Genomic DNA, 18444 nt, shown 5'->3' on the forward strand with positions numbered 1-18444 from the left:
ATGCTGCCCGCACCGCTCAACCTTCAGGCATGGATCGACGAGCATCGGCACCTGCTCAAGCCGCCGGTGGGCAACAAATGCATCTACGACGGCGACTTCATCGTCATGGTGGTCGGTGGGCCAAACGCGCGCACCGACTACCACTTCGAGGAAGGCCCCGAGTGGTTCTACCAGCTCGAGGGCGAGATGGTGTTGCGGATCCAGGAAGACGGCGCCGTGCGCGACATCCCGCTGCGGGCCGGGGAGATCTTCCTGCTGCCCCCGCGCACGCCCCACTCGCCGCAGCGCTTCCCCGATTCCGTCGGGCTGGTCATCGAGCGCCGCCGCCGGGCGAACGAGCAGGACGGCCTAATGTGGTTCTGCGTGCAGTGCAACCACAAGCTGTACGAGGAATTCTTCCACCTGCACGACATCGAGACCGATTTCCCGCCGGTGTTCGATCACTTCTATTCCTCGCGCGAGCGGCGTACCTGCCCGCACTGCGGGCTGCTGAACCCGGCACCGTCGAAGTACGTGATGCCGGATACCTGAGCGGCGCGCGGCATGCTGCGCTCGCTGCTCGCACTCAAGCCGCGCGATGTCCCGATCCGGGTGGCGCTGCGCAACACGATCGCGGTCGTGGCGCCGCTGGCCGTGGGCCTGGCGCTCGGCCAGGCCAGCGCCGGGCTCGCGATCGCGACCGGCGCGCTCAACACGATGTTCACCGACCAGCCCGGGCCCTACCGGGCACGCATGCAGCGCATGCTCATGGCCGCGGCGGCGGCTGGCCTGGCGGCGCTGCTCGGCATCCTGATCGGCGCGCACGATGTCGCGTTCGTCGCCGCGGTGCTGGTGGTGGCCTTCTGCGGCGGGATCGTGGTCGCGCTCGGGCCGATCGCGGCGCGCGTGGGCCTGACCAGCACGATCGTGATGCTGGTGACCGCTGGCATGGGCCTGTCGCCGCCGCATGCACCCGCCGTCGCGGCGTTGATCTTCGCCGGTGGCCTGCTGCAGATGGCGCTGGCGGTCGCTGCCTGGCCGTTGCAGCGCTATCGGCCCGAGCGGTTTGCCCTGGCCGATGTGCTGCGCCAGCTCGCACGCACCGCACGCCTGCGGCCGGATGCCGCGCAGGCGCCTCCGGTGTCGCAGGCGGCGCTGGACGCGCTGGTGCTGCTGCATGGCGAGCATCGCGCGCGGGGGCCGGCGATGCAGTCGTTCCGGGTGCTGGCCGAAGTCTGCGAGCGGGCGCGCATCGACCTGCTCTCGCTCAGCGACCTGCATGCGCGGCTCACCGACACCGCGGCCCGGCAACGGCTGGAGCCGGTGTTCGGGCACGCTGCCGATTGCCTGGATGCGCTTGCCGACGCCGTCCACGATGCGCGTCCGCCATCCAGTGCACCCGCCCGCCTGGATGCGCTCCAGGCCAGCGTCAAGGCCATGGCAGCCGACGACGCCCGGCCCGCCGATCGCCGCGACGCGCGCCTGTGGCGGATCGCCCACGTGCGCGCCGACAGCCTCGCCGGCCAGTTGCGCTCGCTTGCCCGCAATGCCGCCACCGCCAGCAGCCGCGGCGAGCTGCAGGCACAGAAAAGCGAAGCCAGGTTGCCCGCGGCGCTGCGTACCGGTGCACCATGGCCGACGCTGCGGGCCAACCTGACCTTGTCGTCGGTCGCCTTCCGGCATGCGCTGCGTTGCGCGATCTGCGTCGCGCTGGCCGCCGGCTGCGAACGCGCGTTGCAGGTCCCCCACGGGGCGTGGATCCCGATGACCGCGGCAGTGGTGATCAAGCCCGATTTCGGCGGCACCCTGCGCTTTGGCCTGCTGCGCATGGCCGGCACCTTTGCCGGCCTGCTGCTGACCACGCTGCTGGCGCATTACGCCATGCAGGGCGTTGCGCCGCGGCTGCTGCTGATGGCGGCCTTGTGCATGGGCTTCCGGCTGCTGGCCCAGGTCAATTACGGCCTCGGCATTGCGCTGCTGACCGGCATGGTCGTGCTGCTGTTGTCGTTCAAGGGCATGGCGCCGGCCGATGCGGTGCATGCACGCCTGCTCGGCACGGTGCTCGGCAGCAGCCTGGCGCTCGTGGCCTATGCGCTGTGGCCGACCTGGGAAGGCCGGCGTGTCAAGCCGTTGCTGGCAGCACTCGTGGACGCCTACCGCAGGCACCTGGCGGCGGTGCTCGGTGCGCGCATCGGCGAGCTCGTCGACAGCCGCGCGGCGGCGCGCCGCGCACGGACCAACGCGCAGGCTTCGCTGGATCGGCTGCGCGCCGAGCCCCGCCGTCGCACGTCGGCCGCGGCGTTGAAATGGGCCGAATCGGTGCTTGCCAACGCCAGCCGCCTGATCCGCGCGACGGTGATGCTCGAGGCGCTGCTGCGCGATGGCGCGCCGTTGCCGCAGCGCGAGCAGCTCGCCGCGTTTGCCGCCGAAGCGGACCGCATCCTGGTGTTGCTGGTTACCGCCCTGCGCGAAGATCGGGAGGTCGATGCGCCGCTGCTGCGCCCCTGCGAACGCCGCCTGAGCACGGCGATGTCGGCAGCAGTCGACGCGGGCGACGCCGCCGCGATCGCGGCCGCCGATGCCTGCGACCGCATCGCCGACAGCATCGACACCCTCGCCCACCTGCTGCGTCCCGCCGCGCGCCGCCAAGCGCGCGAACGCGTCCAACCTGCCGCGGTGAGCGCCTCGTAGCAGCGGCTCAGGCCCCCGTGCCCAGCGCGTTGCCGCCGAGCCGTCGCCACGCGAGCGCGGGCTGGGCCGGATGGTGCTGGCGTGGTGCGTTGCGGCGGTCGCTGAAGCCCCACAACGCGTCCGCGCCGAACAGGCGGTCGGCCTCGTGCGCGGCCAGCAGCGCGTGCCCATAGCGATCGAAATCAGCGCGGACGCGGCGCCCCAGCGGCATGGTGTCGATGTCCCCCAGCGCGATGCGGCCGCAGGGGACGAACGGTCCGTGTGCCTGCGTGAGCCTTCCGCCGGGCAGGATGCTGTCCGGCATCAGGATGAAGCTCCCGCCGGGAGCCGCGTAGAGGACGGCTTCCAAACCGCATCTCCTCGTCATGTCGGGGACGAAAGGCTAACGATTTGGGCCGTGACGGCGCGCGAAGAGGCTTGCGCAAGCCGCCAGCCGATGCGGCCGGCAGGCGCTCCGCGGGCCGGGACGGGCCAGCCGCAGGCAAGGTCCGGTATCGTAGGCATCTTTCCCCGTCGTGGCCGCGCACTGCGGGGCCGCGCCACACCGCCGATCCCGCGGCCGCGACGGCCGACGCGCGATCGCCGGCCCAGCGTCGCAGGACCGCATGCTCAAGATCGATACCCACGCCCATTACCTGCCGCGCGACTGGCCCGACCTCGCGGCCAAGTACGGCGACAACCGCTTCCCGGTGATCCACCACGGCGAGGACGGGCGCCATCGCATCTACAAGGACGGCAAGTTCTTCCGCGAGATCCTGCCCAAGACCTGGGATCCGGTGGAGCGCATCGCCGACTACGCGCGTTTCGGCGTGCAGGTGCAGGTGATCAGCACGGTGCCGGTGATGTTCAGCTACTGGGCCAAGGCGCACCACGCGCTGGAACTCCACCAGGCGCTCAACGACCACATGGCGCGCACCTGCCGGGACCATCCGCGCCACTACGCGGGCGTCGGCACCGTGCCGCTGCAGTCGCCGCGCCTGGCGGTGCAGGAGCTCGAGCGCTGCATGGACCAGCTCGGCCTGCAGGGCGTGCAGATCGGCTCGCACGTCAACGACTGGAACCTCGACGCGCGGGAGCTGTTCGAATTCTTCGAAGCCGCCAGCGACCTGGGCGCCGCGATCCTGGTGCATCCGTGGGACATGATGGGCACCGATTCGATGCCCAAGTACTGGCTGCCGTGGCTGGTGGGCATGCCGGCCGAGCAGTCGCGCGCGGCCTGCTGCCTGGTCTTCGGCGGCGTGCTCGAGCGGTTGCCGAAGTTGAAGATCTGCCTGGCGCACGGTGGCGGCAGCTTCCCGTACACCATCGGCCGCATCGAGCATGGCTTCAACATGCGGCCGGACCTCGTCGCGACCGATAACTTCCGCAACCCGCGCGATTACCTGGCGCGCATGTACTTCGATTCCTGGGTCGCCGACGACCGCGCGCTGCGCTACCTGCTCGACACCTGCGGCGTGTCGCGGGTGATGCTCGGCACCGACTATCCCTTCCCGCTCGGCGAGCAGGCGCCCGGCGCCGGGATCGAGGCACTCGGCTTGTCGGGCCCGGAGCAGGATCGCCTGTACCACGGCACCGCGCTGGAGTGGATGGGCCTTTCGGAGTCCCGCTTCGCATGAGCCACCAGCACGAGGTCTACAGCGACGACTACGCGCGCGCGCAGGACCAGGCCGATCCCCTGCGCGACCTGCGCTCGCAGTTCCATATTCCGCTCCACGAAGGCGGCGAGCAGGCCTACTTCTGCGGCAACTCGCTGGGCCTGCAACCGCGCGGTGCGCGCGCGATGGTCGAGGAAGTCCTCGACAAGTGGGCGCGCGACGCCGTCGAAGGCCACTTCCGCGAGCCCGCGCCGTGGATGCCGTACCACGAGCTGGTGCGCAACGGCCTGGCCGGCGTCGTCGGCGCCGAGCCCTCGGAAGTGGTGGCGATGAACTCGCTCACCACCAACCTGCACCTGATGCTGGTCAGCTTCTACCGGCCGACCGCCGGGCGACCGGCGATCCTGATGGAAGCCGGCGCGTTTCCGTCCGACCGTCATGCGCTGGAATCGCAGCTGCGCTTCCATGGCTTCGATCCGGCCAGCGACCTGATCGAAGTCGAGCCGGACGAGGCCGACGGCACCATCTCGATGGCGGCGATCGAGCGCGCGATCGCGCTCCACGGCGCGCGCCTGGCGCTGGTGCTGTGGCCGGGCGTGCAGTACCGCACCGGGCAGGCCTTCGACCTGGAAGCGATCGCCCGCCTCGCGCATGGCGCCGGTGCGATCATCGGCTTCGACCTCGCACACGCGGTCGGCAACCTGCCACTGCGCCTGCACGACGTCGATGCCGACTTCGCCGTGTGGTGCCATTACAAGTACATGAACGCCGGCCCTGGCGCGGTCGGCGGCTGCTTCGTGCATGCACGCCATGGCGACAGCGCACGGCCGCGCTTCGCCGGCTGGTGGGGACACGACCAGAAGACGCGCTTCCAGATGGGGCCGGCGTTCGCACCCAGCCACGGCGCCGACGGCTGGCAGTTGAGCAACCCGCCGATCCTGGGGCTGGCGCCGCTGCGCGCATCGCTCGAGCTGTTCGAGCGCGCCGGCATGGGCGCACTGCGCGAGAAGTCGGTGCGGTTGACGGGTTATCTCGCCACGCTCATCGACACCCGCCTTGCCGACACCCTGCAGGTGGTGACGCCCAAGGAACCGCCGCGCCGAGGCGCGCAGTTGTCGCTGCGGGTGGCGGGCGGGCGCACGCAGGGGCGCGCGCTGTTCGAGTACCTCTCGCAACACGGCGTGCTGGGCGACTGGCGCGAGCCCGATGTGATCCGCATTTCGCCGGCGCCGCTCTACAACACGCATGCCGATGTGCTGCGCTTCGTGCGTACGGTCGAGCGATGGCGCAGCGCCTGATCTCCATCGCCATTTTTCTGCCGACAGCCTGCGCCGAACAGCCGCGCTTCCGCTCATACCAATGGCGCTGACATGACCCAGACCGCTTCCAGACACCTCACCATCGTCGGCGCGGGCCTCGCCGGTGCGCTCCTCGCGACCCTGCTCGCACGTCGCGGCTGGGACATCGACGTCTTCGAGCGCCGCGGCGACCCGCGGGTCGAAGGCTATGCCGGCGGGCGGTCGATCAACCTCGCGTTGGCCGAGCGCGGGTTGAACGCGCTGCGCATCGCCGGCATCGCCGACGCGGTGCTGGACCAGGCGGTGATGATGCGCGGGCGCATGGTGCATTTCGCCGACGGCAGCCAGCAGTTGCAGCGCTATGGGCGCGACGACTCCGAGGTGATCTGGTCGGTCAGCCGCGGCGAACTCAACATCACCCTGCTCGATGCGGCCGAAACCGCCGGCGCGAAGCTGCATTTCGACCGGCGGCTGGAAACGGTCGACTTCGACGCCAGCGTCGCCACCTTCCTCGGCGACGGCGCGCACGCACACCGGTTCCAGGCGCTGATCGGTGCCGATGGCGCGGGCTCGACCCTGCGCCGCGAGATGAATCGCGCGACGCCACTGGGCGAACGCATCGACCCGCTCGGCCATGGCTACAAGGAACTGGAAATCCCCCCTGCCGCCGACGGTGGCTTCCGCATGGAGCCCAACGCCCTGCACATCTGGCCGCGTGGTCGCTACATGTGCATTGCGCTGCCCAACGACGAGCGCACGTTCACGGTGACGCTGTTCCTGCCCAGCCGCGACGACGGCAAGCCCGGCGATCCCAGTTTCGAAACCGTTCTGACCGGCGAGGATGCACGTGCATTGTTCGCACGCGACTTCGCCGATGCATTGCCGCTGATCCCGGACCTGGTGGAAGACTTCGAAACCCATCCGACCGGCACCCTGTCCACGCTCAGCCTGGAGCGCTGGTCGCTGGGCGACAAGGCGGTGCTGCTCGGCGATGCCGCGCATGCGATGGTGCCGTTCCACGGCCAGGGCATGAACTGCGCATTCGAGGACTGCGTCGCGCTGGCGGAGCATCTGCAGGGCCATCGCGACCGCGGCGATGCCTTCGCGGCGTTCGCGTCCGAACGCCTGCCCAATGCCCGCGCGATCCAGCAGATGGCGCTGGAGAACTACCTGGAGATGCGCGAACGCGTCGACGACGCCGACTTCCTGCTGCAGCGTGCGCTGGAGCGCGCGCTGGCGGAGCGGCATCCGGAGCGCTTCGTGCCGCGTTACGCGATGGTGACGTTCAGCTGCATGCCTTACGCGACGGCATTCGAACGCGGACAGGTCCAGCGCGAGCTGCTGGTCGAGGCCACGCGCGGGCGCACCTCGCTGGAGGGGATCGACTGGGCGTGGCTGGACGCCGAGGTCGCGCGACGGCTGCCGCTGCTTGCGGCGCAGGCGTGATCCGCGATCTCAGCAGCGGAGACGATCGATCGTTACCATCCTGTGCGTCACTCGCGGCGGCAGACCCCGCCGCTGGCGCGCTACGCCGGGGCTCCGCCCGACCGAAAAAATGAAAAGAGCCGCGAACCGCCTGGCGGGACGCCCGCAAACCGCCCGCGGCTGAAACCGCTCCTGCGAACGCCAAAAGCGCGTCCCGCTGGCGCGGGAACCCTTCAACGCTACCGGCTTACCCATGCCCGCCAGCTTCCTGTTCTACGACCTGGAAACCTTCGGCGCCGATCCGCGCACGTCGCGGATCGCGCAGTTCGCGGCGATCCGCACCGACGAGGCGCTGAACCAGGTCGAGGAGCCGATCAGCTTCTTCGTGCAGCCCGCCGATGACCTGCTGCCCTCGCCGGCCGCCACCCTCATCACCGGGATCACGCCGCAGCAGGCGCTGCGCGACGGCGTCTGCGAGGCCGAGGCGTTCGCGCGGATCTTCGAGGAAATGGCGCGGCCGCAGACCTGCACGCTCGGCTACAACTCGTTGCGCTTCGACGACGAATTCGTGCGCCATGGCCTGTTCCGAAACTTCCACGATCCGTACGAGCGCGAGTGGCGTAGCGGTAACTGCCGCTGGGACCTGCTCGACGTGCTGCGGCTGGCGCACGCGCTACGGCCCGATGGCCTGCAGTGGCCCAGGCGCGAGGACGGCGCGACGTCGTTCCGCCTGGAGCACCTGGCGACGGCCAACGACGTCCGCAGCGGCGATGCGCACGAAGCCCTGTCCGACGTGCGTGCGCTGATCGGGCTGGCGCGCAGACTGCGGCAGGCGCAGCCGAAGTTGTGGGAATACGCGCTGCGCCTGCGCGACAAGCGCCATGCCGCGCAACTGCTGGACACCGTGGCCATGGCGCCAGTGCTGCACGTGTCGCAACGCTACCCGGCCGCACGCCTGTGCGCGGCCGCAGTGCTGCCGCTGGCACGGCACCCGTCGATCGACAGCCGGGTGATCGTGGTCGACCTGGATGCCGATCCGCAGCCGCTGCTGACGCTCGCTCCGGAGGAGATCGCTGACCGCCTTTACACGCCCGCGGCGGACCTGCCCGAAGGCGAGGCGCGCATCCCGCTCAAGGAAGTGCACCTCAACCGCTGTCCGGCCCTCGTGGCGTGGCCGCACCTGCGCGAGGAAGACTTCGCCCGCCTGCAGATCGATCGCCCGCTGGTGGAACAGCGCGCGGCGCGCCTGCGCGAGGCCGGTCCGGCACTGGCGGAGAAAGTACGTCGTGTCTACGGCGTCGAGCGGGCACGCGACAGATCCGACGTCGATGCCTCGCTGTACGACGGCTTCGTCGGCGATGGCGACAAGCGTCGCTGCCAGGAGGTGCGCGCGACGCCACCGCAGATGCTGGCCGGGCGCGACTTCGGCTTCAACGACGTGCGCCTGCCGGAGTTGCTGTTCCGCTATCGCGCGCGCAACTGGCCGGCGACCTTGACGCATGAAGAACGCGCGCGCTGGGACGATGTCCGCCGCCAGCGGCTGTTCGCCGAGCCAGCGGCCGGCGGCAGGTCCGGCGAATCGAGCCTGCGCGGATTCCGCGCCGAGCTCGCCCAGTTGCGCCAGTCCCACGCCGGCGATGGCGCGCGGCTGGCGCTGCTCGACCAGATCGACGCCTGGAGCCGCGAGCTCGAATCCAGCCTGCAATGACCGCCTATTTCAGCGACAAGAGTTTCCGCTTCCTGCGCGCGCTGGCGCGCAACAACACGCGTGCCTGGTTCCAGGCGCACAAGCACGACTACGACACCCACGTCCGCGGCCCGTTCCTGCAACTGGTCACCGACCTGCAACCGGCGCTGCGGGAGGTGAGCGAGCACTACCGTGCCGATCCCAAGCCGGTCGGCGGTTCGCTGTTCCGCCTGCATCGCGATACCCGCTTCGCCAACGACAAGACGCCGTACAAGCGCTGGCAAGGTGCGCGGCTGTTCCATGCCCGCGGGCGGCAGGTGGAGGCGCCGTCGTTCTACATTCACCTTGAGCCGGGGGAATGCTTCGTCGGCGCCGGGCTCTGGCATCCCGAGCCGGTCACCCAGCGCGCGCTGCGCCAATTCATCTTCGACAATCCCGGCAGCTGGAAGGCCGCGGCGCATGCGCCCGCGTTCCGGCGTCGCTACGACCTGGAGAGCGAGCAGAAGCTGGTGCGGCCACCCCGGGGATTTCCGGCCGATTTCGAGTTCATCGAGGATCTCAAGCACCGCAACTTCGTCGCCGTGCGTGCGCTGGACGATGCCGTGTTCACCGGGCCCAGGCTGCGCCAGGAACTCCAGAAGGACCTGCGCGCCCTCGCCCCGTTCGTCGATTACCTGTGCGCGGCGCTGGACCTGGAGTTCTGAGGCCGCCATTGCGGAAGGCGGCCGGCAACGACGCCTCATTCATCCCCCGCTGCCTAGGCTTTGCGCTTTCCAGCCGGGTATCACTCCCATGCGGATCGCGCAGGTTGCGCCGTTGTACGAAGCCGTCCCGCCCAAGCTCTACGGTGGCACCGAGCGGATCGTCGCATTCCTCGCCGACGCCCTCGTCGACCTGGGCCATGACGTCACCCTGTTCGCGTCGGGCGATTCGGAAACCAGCGCGACCCTGGCGCCGATGCGCGACCAGGCGATCCGGCTGGACCCGGAGCCGTTGAAGTCCGACCTCGCGGCGCACCTGTCGATGCTGCACGAAGTGCACCGGCGCAGCGCCGAGTTCGACGTCATCCACTTCCACGTCGACCTGCTGCAGTTCCCGCTGTTCGCCGACATGGCCGCGCGCACGCTGACCACCCTGCATGGCCGCCTGGACCTGAAGGACCTGCCCGAAGCCTACCGCTGCTGGCCTGGCTTCCCGCTGGTATCGATCTCCGACCACCAGCGGCGACCGCTGCGTTTCGGCAACTGGGCCGGCACGGTGCATCACGGCCTCCCCTCGGCGGGCTACGCATTCTCGCCGCGCGCCCGCGGCGGTTACCTGGCGTTCCTGGGCCGCATCTCGCCGGAAAAACGCCCGGACCGCGCGATCGCGATCGCCAAGGCGGCGGGCCTGACGCTGAAGATCGCGGCCAAGGTCGACCAGGCCGACGCGGCCTACTTCCGCGACGAGATCGAACCGCTGCTCGATGATCCGGCGATCGAATTCATCGGCGAGATCGGCGACACCGAGAAGTCGGCCTTCCTCGGCGACGCGGCGGCGTTGCTGTTCCCGATCGACTGGCCCGAGCCCTTCGGCCTGGTGATGATCGAGGCCATGGCCTGCGGCACGCCGGTGATCGCATGGAATCGCGGCTCCGTGCCCGAGGTCGTCACCGACGGCGTGACCGGGCGCATCGTCGAGTCGGTGGACGAAGCCGTCGCCGCGGTGGCGGACATCGCCAGCTACGACCGGGCGGCCATCCGGGCCACCTTCGACCGGCGCTTCACCGCGCGCACGATGGCGCTGAACTACGAAGCGCTGTATCGCCGTGCGCTGCCGGCACGCGACCACGAATCACTGCGCCTGGCCTGAGCCGCCGTGGTCGAGATGCAACCGGCAGCGACGGCTGCCTCCTTCACCACCCACGTCCTCAAGGACGGCGACAGTTTCATCGTCGCCAATGCCTACGGCGACATCCATGGCGGCAGCGATGGTTTCTTCCATGACGACACCCGCCTGTTGTCGACCTGGCGGCTGGCCATCGCCGGCCTGCAACCCGAGCCGCTGAGCGCGGCGGTCACGCGCGACAACGTGTTCTTCATCGCCCACCTGACCAACCGCCCGCTTCCGGTGCTGGGCGCGGCGGATGCGGGTTCGGGCCTGATCCACATCGCACGCACGCGCTTCCTCTGCGACAACCGCCTGTACGAGCGCGTGAGTTGCCGCAATTACGGCCAGGATGCGGTGGCCCTGCCCTTGCGGCTGCAGGTCGCTGCGGACTTCCGCGACATGTTCGAGGTGCGCGGCTCGGTGCGCCTGGCGCGCGGCGAGTTGCAGCCGGTGGAGGCCGGACCGGAGGGCATCGTGTTCCGCTACCAGGGCCTGGATGGCCGCCTGCGGACGTCGGCGGTCACCTGTTCGCGGCAACCCGAGGCCGTCGCGACGGATGGCATGGAATTCGTGCTGCAGCTTCCGGTCGGGGGGCGCGACGAGCTCTACCTGGAAGTCGGCCTCGAGCGCGAAGACACGCCGGGACGCGAGCGCTATCGCAATGCCGCCGCACGTGCGCGCCATCGCATGCGCGCGCGGCAGCGCCGCGGCGCGAGCGTGCGCAGCGAAGGACCGCTGTTCACCGCTTGGATGGATCGCTCGCGCGCGGACCTGGCCCTGCTGACCAGCGACCTGCCGACCGGGCCCTATCCGTATGCCGGCATTCCCTGGTTCTCGACGCCGTTCGGCCGCGATGCGGTGGTGACGTCGCTGCAGATGCTGTGGATCAATCCGCGGCTGGCGCGCGGCGTGCTTTCGTTCCTGGCCGCGCACCAGGCGCACGACAGTTCGGCGTTCCTGGATTCGGCGCCGGGCAAGATCATGCACGAGACCCGCAAAGGGGAAATGGCCACGCTGCGCGAACTGCCGTTCGGGCTGTACTACGGTGGCGTCGACACCACGCCGCTGTTCGTGATGCTGGCCGGCGCCTATGCGCGGCGCACGGGCGACCTGACCTTCATCCATTCCCTGTGGCCGGCGCTGCGGGCGGCGATGGCCTGGATCGAACGCGTCTGCGACGCCAACCCGCATGGCTTCCTCGACTATGCCCGCGGCGAGACCAGCGGACTTGCCAACCAGGGATGGAAGGACAGCGAGGATTCGGTGTTCCATGCCGACGGCCGCATCCCGCCTGGTCCGATCGCATTGGTCGAAGTGCAGGGCTATGTCTACGCCGCGCTGCGCGCGATGGCCTCCCTCGCGCGCCGTCGCGGCGAATTGCCGCTGGCCGAGCATTGGACGATGCGCGCCGATCGCCTGCAAGCGGCAGTGGAGCAGCATTTCTGGATGCCCGAACGCAACTTCTACGGAATCGCGATCGATGGCGATGGCGAACTGTGCCGGGTGCGCGCCAGCAATCCCGGCCACCTCCTCTACGTCGGGTTGCCGACGCCGCAACGCGCGGCGCTGGTGTCGGCACAGCTGCTGATGCCGGCGTTCGCGACCGGCTGGGGCATCCGCACCCTGGCCGAAGGCCAGGCGCGTTACAACCCGATGTCCTACCACAATGGCTCGGTGTGGCCGCACGACACCGCGCTGTGCGCGGCAGGCATCGCGCGCACCGGCGATCGCGATGGCGCCGTGCGGCTGCTGCGCTCGATGTTCGAAACCGCGACCCATTTCGACATGCGACTGCCGGAACTATTCTGCGGGTTCGCGCGCGCCCATGGCGCGACGCCGGTGTCCTACCCCGTCGCCTGCCTTCCGCAGGCATGGGCGGCCGGCGCCGGCTTCATGATGCTGCAGGCCTGCCTGGGGGTCGACGTCGATGGCTGGAACGGCGAAATCCGGGTGACATCACCCCGCCTGCCGCCCGGGATCGAACAGGTCGCACTGCGTGGCCTGGTGGTCGCGGGACGCAACGTGGACCTCGTGTTCCGGCGCATGGGCGGCCGAGTGGTCGCCTTCACCGAGGGCGCCGACGCCACCTCGGTGCCGCTGCGGCTGTCGGGTGGGTGAGAGCCATGGCGGCAACTCCGCCAGCCTGCATTCCGCGTCGCTTGAGCCGCGGCTGCCGGCCGCCCCTCAGCGTTTCAGCCGATTGCGCGCATCCACCCAGCGCAGGGTCATTTCACCAAGCCGGCAACGCAGGTCGCTGTTCATCGTCATCAGTTCCTCGTTGCGACGACGCAGCTCAGCCATCTGCCGGGCAGTGAACGCCAGCAGGTCCTTGAGTCGGGCAACCTCGTCGGTGGTTCCAACCCGTTGGCCGATCCATCCCGGAGCGGCATCGAGCCGCTCGCGGTGGCGGCGCTCGTCACTGCCGACGCGCAACGCATCGTGTCCGGGATCCCTGCGTACTGCACCCATTCGACTTCTCCCCATGGCCTCGCGGCGAGCACGACTGCCGCAATCCCACGCATCAGCCGCTACGCAGTAAGGTGGAAAAGAAGGACGACCATAAGACGTCCGCGTAAACGTACCGTGAAATCGCCGCATTCATCCTTGGCGCGGCGGCTCGTTGGCCACCCCGTGGGGGACGTGGCCGGCCGCGACGTGGTCGCGGGCGGAGGCAATGTTGTGCTCGGAGTCGTCGAAGAAGATGTCGGCACCGAAGGCATCCAGGAATGGCCCCTTGTCCCGGCCACCCAGGAACAGCGCCTCATCCAGGCGCACGCCCCATTCACGCAGCGTCAGGATCACGCGTTTGTGCGCGGGCGCAGAACGCGCCGTCACCAAGGCAGTGCGGATGGGCGATGCCTCGCCCGCCGGGAAGGCGTCCTGCAGTCGATGCAGCGCATCCAAAAAGCCGCGGAATGGACCACCCGACAGCGGTTCGCCTGCATGCACGCGTTCGTTCTCGGCGAACGCCGCCAGGCCCTCGGTGCGGGACACCCGTTCGGATTCATCGCTGAAGATCACCGCATCGCCATCGAACGCGATCCGGAGCTGGTCGCTGCGATGCGGCGGCGATGCCGCGTGGTAAGCCGCCGGCAGGATGGTGGCTGCCGCCACGCCGGCGGCCAATGCATTGCGGACATCCTCCCCGTGCGTCGACAGGAACAGGTCGGCGCCGAAGGGGCGGATGTACGGATACGGCGGTGCGCCATTGCTGAAGGCGGCTCGCGCGATCGCCAGGCCGTGGTGTTCGATCGAGTTGAAGATGCGCAGCCCGGTGTCGGAGGAATTGCGCGACAGCAGGATCACTTCGACCCGCGGCGCATCCGGCGGTGCCTGTCGGTTGAGCGCCAGCAGCTTGCGCACCAGCGGAAACGCGACCCCAGGCTGCAACAGCTCGTCCTCGTGGGCGCGCTGGAAAGCCGCATAGGCCTCCAGGCCGTCGCGCTCGAACAGCGCATGGCTGTCTTCCAGGTCGAACAGCGCGCGCGACGAAATCGCGACGATAAGCGGGTCGGGGATTCGGATGACAGCGTCGGATGGCATCATGTCGCGCAGTATCGGCCACACCGGTATCGAGGTGTGAGACGCCCTGGGGAGGGATGGCTCGGGGCGGGGCGTTCCGGCTTCAACAGCCGGCGGGCGCCGGCCGGGCCTCCGTCGCGGTAGCCGTTGGCGCCGCCAGCAATGGCAGCCGCACGGTGAACTCGCTGCCGGTGCCGGGGCCATCGCTATGCACGCAGACCGTGCCGCCGTGCATCTCGACCAGCGTCCTGACCAGCGACAGGCCGATGCCCAGTCCGCCCACCGCGCGCTGGAGCGAGGTGTCCAGCTGGGTGAACATCTCGAAGATACGCGCCAGCTGGTCGGCCGCGATGCCGATGCCGGTATCGCTCACGCGGATCACCGCCTCGCCACCCTCCCGCTCGACATGCAGCCGGATGCAGCCTCCGCGAGGGGTGAACTTGCTGGCGTTGGTGAGCAGGTTGCCGATGATCTGCGCCAACCGGATCGGATCGGCGCTCAGCGACAACGGCTCCGCAGGCAGCGTCACGGTCAGCGCCTGGTCCATCGCGCGTGCGAGCGGACGCGCGGCTTCGACCGCATGCCCGACAGCCGCGGACAGCAGCACCGGCTCGCGACGCAGTTCGATCTTTCCGCGACTGATGCGGCTGACATCGAGCAGGTCGTCGACCAGTCGTACCAGCTGGCTCAGCTGGCGCTCCATCACCGCGGTGGCGAACTGCACGCTGTTCCTCTTGCCATCCGAGAGCCGCACGATCTGCAGCGCGTTCGAAATGGGCGCCAACGGGTTGCGGAGTTCGTGCGCAAGCAATGCGATGAATTCATCCTTGCGGCGGTCGGCGAAGGCAAGCTCGTCGGCGAGGCGTCGCAGCTCGTTCGCAGATTCACGCTGCTCGTGGATGTCGGTGTTGGAACCGATCCACAGCAGCACGCCACCTGCCTCGTCCTTCATCGCGGTGGCGCGGCTCAGATGCCAGCGGTATTCACCGTCGGCACGGCGGAAGCGCTGTTCGCACTGGAAGGGCTCGCCGCTCGCGACCGCGCCTTCCCAGGCCCGCATGCTGTCGGCCAGGTCGTCCGGGTGCACGAACCCGGACCAGTCCAGCAGCGTGTCGGGTCGAAGTCCGGCGAACTCCGCCCAGGCCGGATTGAAGTAATCGACCTGCCCGCCCGCATCAGCGGTGAATATCTTCTGCGGCATCGAGTCCATGACGAAGCGGATACGCTGCTCGCCCTTGCGCAGGACATCCTCGGCACGGACGCGGTCGGTCTGGTCGATCCCATGCACCAGCACGCCGGAGATCGTGCCGTCCGGGTCGCGCAGCGGCTCGTAGAGGAAGTCGACGATCCGATCCTCGGCCGTGCCGTCGGGGCTGCGCACCAGCGGCACCGATACATCGCTTCCGGAAAATGCTTCGCCAGTCTCCATGACCCGGCGCAGGATCGCGGGGAATGGCGAGGCTGCAAGCTCGGGCAACGCCTCGGTCAACGGTCGACCGATGATCGATCGATGGGCCCCGACCAGGACTTGGTAGGCGGAGTTGACTTTTTCCAGGACGAGGTCGGGACCGCGCAGGGCGGCCATGAACGCGGGCGCGGCATCGAAGACCTGGCCGAGCAGCCGTTCGCTTTCGCGCAATGCATCCTCGGCCCGCTTGCGATCGGTGACATCGCGGGTGGTGCCTGCGATCGCCTCGACTTCCCCGTCGTCGCCCAGGATCGGCACGAAGATGTAGTCGTAGATCCTGCAACCGTTGGTGCCATGGAAAGGAGCCTCGCCACGGATCGGAAGGCGGGTCGCGACCACCTGGTCGATCTCGCTGTCATGCCTCGCGGCATGCCAGGGCTCGTAGCCCAGCTCAAGGCAGGTCTTGCCGATCGCCTCGTCCGTCGTGCGCCCCCAGGTCGCCAGCAACGCCTGGTTGGCGTAGGTAAAGCGGTGCTCACGATCGAACACGCACACCAGGTCCGGCGTGTGGCTGAGGATGGTGTCGAAGAACCGGCGCCTGCGCTCGGCCTGCTCGTTGAGCAGCGCCAGCGCCTGCCGGCTGCGTACGGCTTCGGAAATGTCGTGGAAATGGCACATCACGCCGTGGCTGCCGTCAGGCAGCACGATCCTGTTGATCTGCCAGTGGTAGTACGCGGTGCCGCCGATGCTGGGGCGCTTGTCGATGAACTGCGGCACCGTGAACGGCTCGCCGGTGGCCAGCGTGTGCTCGAAGCGGGCGATCACTTCCTCGGCGAGCCGACCGGGCCACAAGGCGCGAACGAGATCGCGGAAACTGCGTCCGACCAGCGCCTCGGCGCTGCCGACATTGCCCAGGTAACGCAGCGCGGTGGGATTGATCTGGCGGAAATGGAGCCTGGAATCGACCAGGTAGGTGCCGACCGGCGACTGCTCCAGCAGCGACTGGAACTGGGTCGTGCGGTGCTGCAGCGCCAGCTCCGCGCGACGGCGTTCGATCGCCAGCATCGCAGTGCGCGTCACCACGTCGACCAGCGCGGTGTCCGCCGCGTCGGGCGTGCGAGGCTGGCGGTAGTACATCGCAAACGTGCCAAGCACCTCGCCGGCGCGCGACAGGATCGGCGTCGACCAGCACGCAGCCAGCCCATGCCGCAATGCGAGCTCGCGGAACGGCCCCCAGTGCGGGTCATGGGCGATGTCCTCCGAGTGCGCAGGCAAACCGGTAAAGGCCGCCTTGCCGCAGGCGCCGACTTCAGGGCCGATTTCGATGCCGTCGATCGCGTCGTTGTAGGGCTGCGGCAGGCTGGGCGCAGCCCCATGGCGCAGGTGCCGGCCGGACGGATCCATCAGCAGGATCGAGCCGAGCATGCCATTGCGCGAATGGCCTTCCACGATCCGGATCAGGGTAACGAGCAGCGTTTCCAGCGGCGTGTCCGCAGCAAGCAGTTCAAGCACTTCGCGTACGCCAGCACGGACATGCCGCGATCGATTGCGCTCGGTGACGTCCTCGAAGGTGAGTACGATCCGGTCGACTCCACCATCGCAATCGCGCACCGGCACGGCGGTCAGCCGAACGTCCAGCAGGAAGCCGTCCCGGTGCCGGCGCTGGCATTCGAGCATGCGGGTCTGGCCCTGCAGCACCGTCGCCAGCCAGGCATCCCGCTCGGGCTGGCCGCCTTCGGGCAGGTACGGCACCGGCCTGCCCACGACGTCGTCCCGGCACCAGCCGAACAAGGCCTCGGCCGCCGGATTCCAGATTTGGACGACGGTCGCCGGGTCGATGACGACCATCGCCAGCGGCATCGACGCCAGCAGGTTGCCCAGCGCCGCATCGGCGCCAGTCGGTTCCGGCGCTTCAGGGTCGGGAGGGCCCGGGGCTCTGTTGCTGGATCGAACCACGCCGCCCCCTTGGCGATCACTTGTTGCCGTGATGACCTGCAACCACAGCAATCCAGCTGTTAGCAGCGTGTGAGGACCACCCATCAGACGATGAACTGCTCGCTGAGGATGCGCTCCTCGAGATTGTGCTCGGGGTCGAACAGCAGCGTGACGGTGTGGTCCTTGGCTTCACGGATGGTGACATCCACCACGTCGCGGACTTCGTGCGAATCGGCGGTGGCGCTGACCGGCCGCTTGTAGGGATCGAGTACCCGGAAGCGGACTTCCGTGGACGACTTCAGCAGCGCGCCACGCCAGCGGCGTGGTCGGAAGGCAGCGATCGGCGTCAGCGCGACCACGCTGGAACCCAGCGGCAGGATCGGGCCGCCGGCCGAATAGTTGTAGGCGGTGCTCCCGGCCGGCGTGGCCACCATCACGCCATCGCAGATGAGCTCTTCCAGCCGCGGCTTGCCGTTGAGTTCGATCGCCACGTGCGCGGCCTGGCGCGTCTGCCGCAGCAGCGACACTTCGTTGTAGGCGAGCGATGCGACGCTGGCGCCGGACTCGGTGTTCACCCGCATTTCCAAGGGCCGCAGGACCGCCGGCTCTGCGCTCGCGATGCGCGCGAGCAGCGCCTGCCCGGAGTTCGATGCAGGCTCCTCGGCACGCCAGGAGTTCATCAGGAAGCCGACGCTGCCAAGCTTCATGCCATAGACCGGCTTGTGCGTGTCGCCGTGGCGGTGCAGCGTCTGCAGCATGAATCCGTCGCCCCCGAGCGCCACGATCACGTCGGCCTCGGCGGGCGCGTGCTGCCCCAGTTGTCCGGCCAGCATCGCCAGTGCCGCTTGGGCATCGTCGGTGGGACTGGCGAGCAGGGCGATACGCGGCTGGCTCGGAAGTGGACTCATCGCAGGCTCCGGGTCGTCCGGCCGAGGATAACCGCAACCACGCGATGCCCGTCGTCCTGGTCCGCTTTCACTCAGCCGCTCCTGCACGGGCAGACCAGCAGGAGCGGCGAGCGCGAAGGGGGCGCCC

General features: G+C 69.1%; 14 protein-coding genes and 2 pseudogenes. 9 read left to right on the forward strand and 7 right to left on the reverse strand.

Annotation, left to right across the window (positions count from 1 at the left end; genetic code table 11):
• Entirely contained in the window at positions 1-531 is a 531-nt protein-coding gene (locus G7B67_RS02860; protein ID WP_166207500.1) for a 3-hydroxyanthranilate 3,4-dioxygenase, read from the forward strand.
• Between the two features lie 12 nt (positions 532-543).
• Positions 544-2670, forward strand: coding sequence for an FUSC family protein (locus G7B67_RS02865; RefSeq protein ID WP_166207503.1), 2127 nt, complete (start codon positions 544-546; stop codon positions 2668-2670).
• Positions 2671-2677: 7 nt separating this feature from the next.
• On the opposite strand, the gene G7B67_RS02870 is transcribed toward G7B67_RS02865, so the two are convergent.
• Positions 2678-3019: a hypothetical protein gene (locus G7B67_RS02870; RefSeq protein WP_166207506.1), complete on the reverse strand. Its 342-nt coding sequence runs from the start codon at positions 3017-3019 to the stop codon at positions 2678-2680.
• 256 nt (positions 3020-3275) lie between these two features.
• Between G7B67_RS02870 and G7B67_RS02875 the strand changes: the two genes are divergently transcribed.
• From G7B67_RS02875 to G7B67_RS02905, 7 genes are all read left to right on the forward strand, one after another.
• Positions 3276-4286 (forward strand): amidohydrolase family protein, encoded by a 1011-nt coding sequence (locus tag G7B67_RS02875; RefSeq protein ID WP_166207509.1) that lies wholly within the window; start codon positions 3276-3278, stop codon positions 4284-4286.
• Positions 4283-5563: a kynureninase gene (gene kynU, locus G7B67_RS02880; protein WP_166207512.1), complete on the forward strand. Its 1281-nt coding sequence runs from the start codon at positions 4283-4285 to the stop codon at positions 5561-5563. The genes G7B67_RS02875 and kynU overlap by 4 nt, the downstream gene beginning before the upstream one ends.
• Positions 5564-5635: 72 nt before the next feature.
• Entirely contained in the window at positions 5636-7009 is a 1374-nt protein-coding gene (locus tag G7B67_RS02885) for an FAD-dependent oxidoreductase (RefSeq protein WP_166207516.1), read from the forward strand.
• A gap of 232 nt (positions 7010-7241) precedes the next feature.
• Positions 7242-8696 carry an exodeoxyribonuclease I gene (gene sbcB / locus G7B67_RS02890; protein WP_166207519.1) on the forward strand — a complete coding sequence of 485 codons (1455 nt, stop codon included), beginning with the start codon at positions 7242-7244 and terminating at the stop codon, positions 8694-8696.
• A complete protein-coding gene (locus tag G7B67_RS02895; RefSeq protein ID WP_166207522.1) occupies positions 8693-9379 on the forward strand; it encodes a DUF2461 domain-containing protein in 687 nt (228 codons plus the stop codon). The genes sbcB and G7B67_RS02895 overlap by 4 nt, the downstream gene beginning before the upstream one ends.
• 88 nt (positions 9380-9467) lie before the next feature.
• Positions 9468-10526 carry a glycosyltransferase family 4 protein gene (locus tag G7B67_RS02900; RefSeq protein ID WP_166207526.1) on the forward strand — a complete coding sequence of 353 codons (1059 nt, stop codon included), beginning with the start codon at positions 9468-9470 and terminating at the stop codon, positions 10524-10526.
• Positions 10527-10541: 15 nt separating this feature from the next.
• Positions 10542-12662, forward strand: coding sequence for an amylo-alpha-1,6-glucosidase (locus G7B67_RS02905; RefSeq protein ID WP_166207708.1), 2121 nt, complete (start codon positions 10542-10544; stop codon positions 12660-12662).
• A 66-nt stretch (positions 12663-12728) separates the two neighbouring features.
• On the opposite strand, the gene G7B67_RS02910 is transcribed toward G7B67_RS02905, so the two are convergent.
• From G7B67_RS02910 to G7B67_RS02925, 6 genes and pseudogenes are all read right to left on the reverse strand, one after another.
• Entirely contained in the window at positions 12729-13013 is a 285-nt protein-coding gene (locus G7B67_RS02910; RefSeq protein ID WP_166207529.1) for a hypothetical protein, read from the reverse strand.
• A 129-nt stretch (positions 13014-13142) separates the two neighbouring features.
• Entirely contained in the window at positions 13143-14087 is a 945-nt protein-coding gene (locus tag G7B67_RS02915; protein WP_166207711.1) for a 5'-nucleotidase, read from the reverse strand.
• A gap of 82 nt (positions 14088-14169) precedes the next feature.
• Positions 14170-15705 (reverse strand): sensor histidine kinase, encoded by a 1536-nt coding sequence (locus G7B67_RS13395; protein ID WP_279303947.1) that lies wholly within the window; start codon positions 15703-15705, stop codon positions 14170-14172.
• A gap of 9 nt (positions 15706-15714) precedes the next feature.
• A pseudogene (locus G7B67_RS13400) lies at positions 15715-16134 on the reverse strand (PAS domain-containing protein); the annotation flags it as partial.
• Positions 16114-17514 (reverse strand): annotated as a pseudogene (locus G7B67_RS13405) (GAF domain-containing protein); the annotation flags it as partial. The pseudogenes G7B67_RS13405 and G7B67_RS13400, both read right to left, overlap by 21 nt.
• Complete coding sequence (locus G7B67_RS02925) at positions 17514-18317, reverse strand: NAD kinase (RefSeq protein WP_166207535.1); 804 nt, start codon at positions 18315-18317, stop codon at positions 17514-17516. The pseudogene G7B67_RS13405 and the gene G7B67_RS02925, both read right to left, overlap by 1 nt.
• Between the last annotated feature and the right edge of the window lie 127 nt (positions 18318-18444).

Source organism: Cognatiluteimonas telluris (assembly GCF_011320095.1).
Taxonomy (GTDB): Bacteria; Pseudomonadota; Gammaproteobacteria; order Xanthomonadales; family Xanthomonadaceae; genus Cognatiluteimonas; species Cognatiluteimonas telluris.

Excerpts from the sequence above, each read along its gene's own strand:
- G7B67_RS02860 (WP_166207500.1), top strand. The coding sequence starts at position 1 with ATGCTGCCCGCACCGCTCAACCTTCAGGCATGGATCGACGAGCATCGG.
- G7B67_RS02865 (WP_166207503.1), top strand. The coding sequence starts at position 544 with ATGCTGCGCTCGCTGCTCGCACTCAAGCCGCGCGATGTCCCGATCCGG.
- G7B67_RS02875 (WP_166207509.1), top strand. The coding sequence starts at position 3,276 with ATGCTCAAGATCGATACCCACGCCCATTACCTGCCGCGCGACTGGCCC.
- kynU (WP_166207512.1), top strand. The coding sequence starts at position 4,283 with ATGAGCCACCAGCACGAGGTCTACAGCGACGACTACGCGCGCGCGCAG.
- G7B67_RS02885 (WP_166207516.1), top strand. The coding sequence starts at position 5,636 with ATGACCCAGACCGCTTCCAGACACCTCACCATCGTCGGCGCGGGCCTC.
- sbcB (WP_166207519.1), top strand. The coding sequence starts at position 7,242 with ATGCCCGCCAGCTTCCTGTTCTACGACCTGGAAACCTTCGGCGCCGAT.
- G7B67_RS02895 (WP_166207522.1), top strand. The coding sequence starts at position 8,693 with ATGACCGCCTATTTCAGCGACAAGAGTTTCCGCTTCCTGCGCGCGCTG.
- G7B67_RS02900 (WP_166207526.1), top strand. The coding sequence starts at position 9,468 with ATGCGGATCGCGCAGGTTGCGCCGTTGTACGAAGCCGTCCCGCCCAAG.
- G7B67_RS02905 (WP_166207708.1), top strand. The coding sequence starts at position 10,542 with ATGCAACCGGCAGCGACGGCTGCCTCCTTCACCACCCACGTCCTCAAG.
- G7B67_RS02910 (WP_166207529.1), bottom strand. The coding sequence starts at position 13,013 with ATGGGTGCAGTACGCAGGGATCCCGGACACGATGCGTTGCGCGTCGGC.
- G7B67_RS02915 (WP_166207711.1), bottom strand. The coding sequence starts at position 14,087 with ATGCCATCCGACGCTGTCATCCGAATCCCCGACCCGCTTATCGTCGCG.
- G7B67_RS02925 (WP_166207535.1), bottom strand. The coding sequence starts at position 18,317 with ATGAGTCCACTTCCGAGCCAGCCGCGTATCGCCCTGCTCGCCAGTCCC.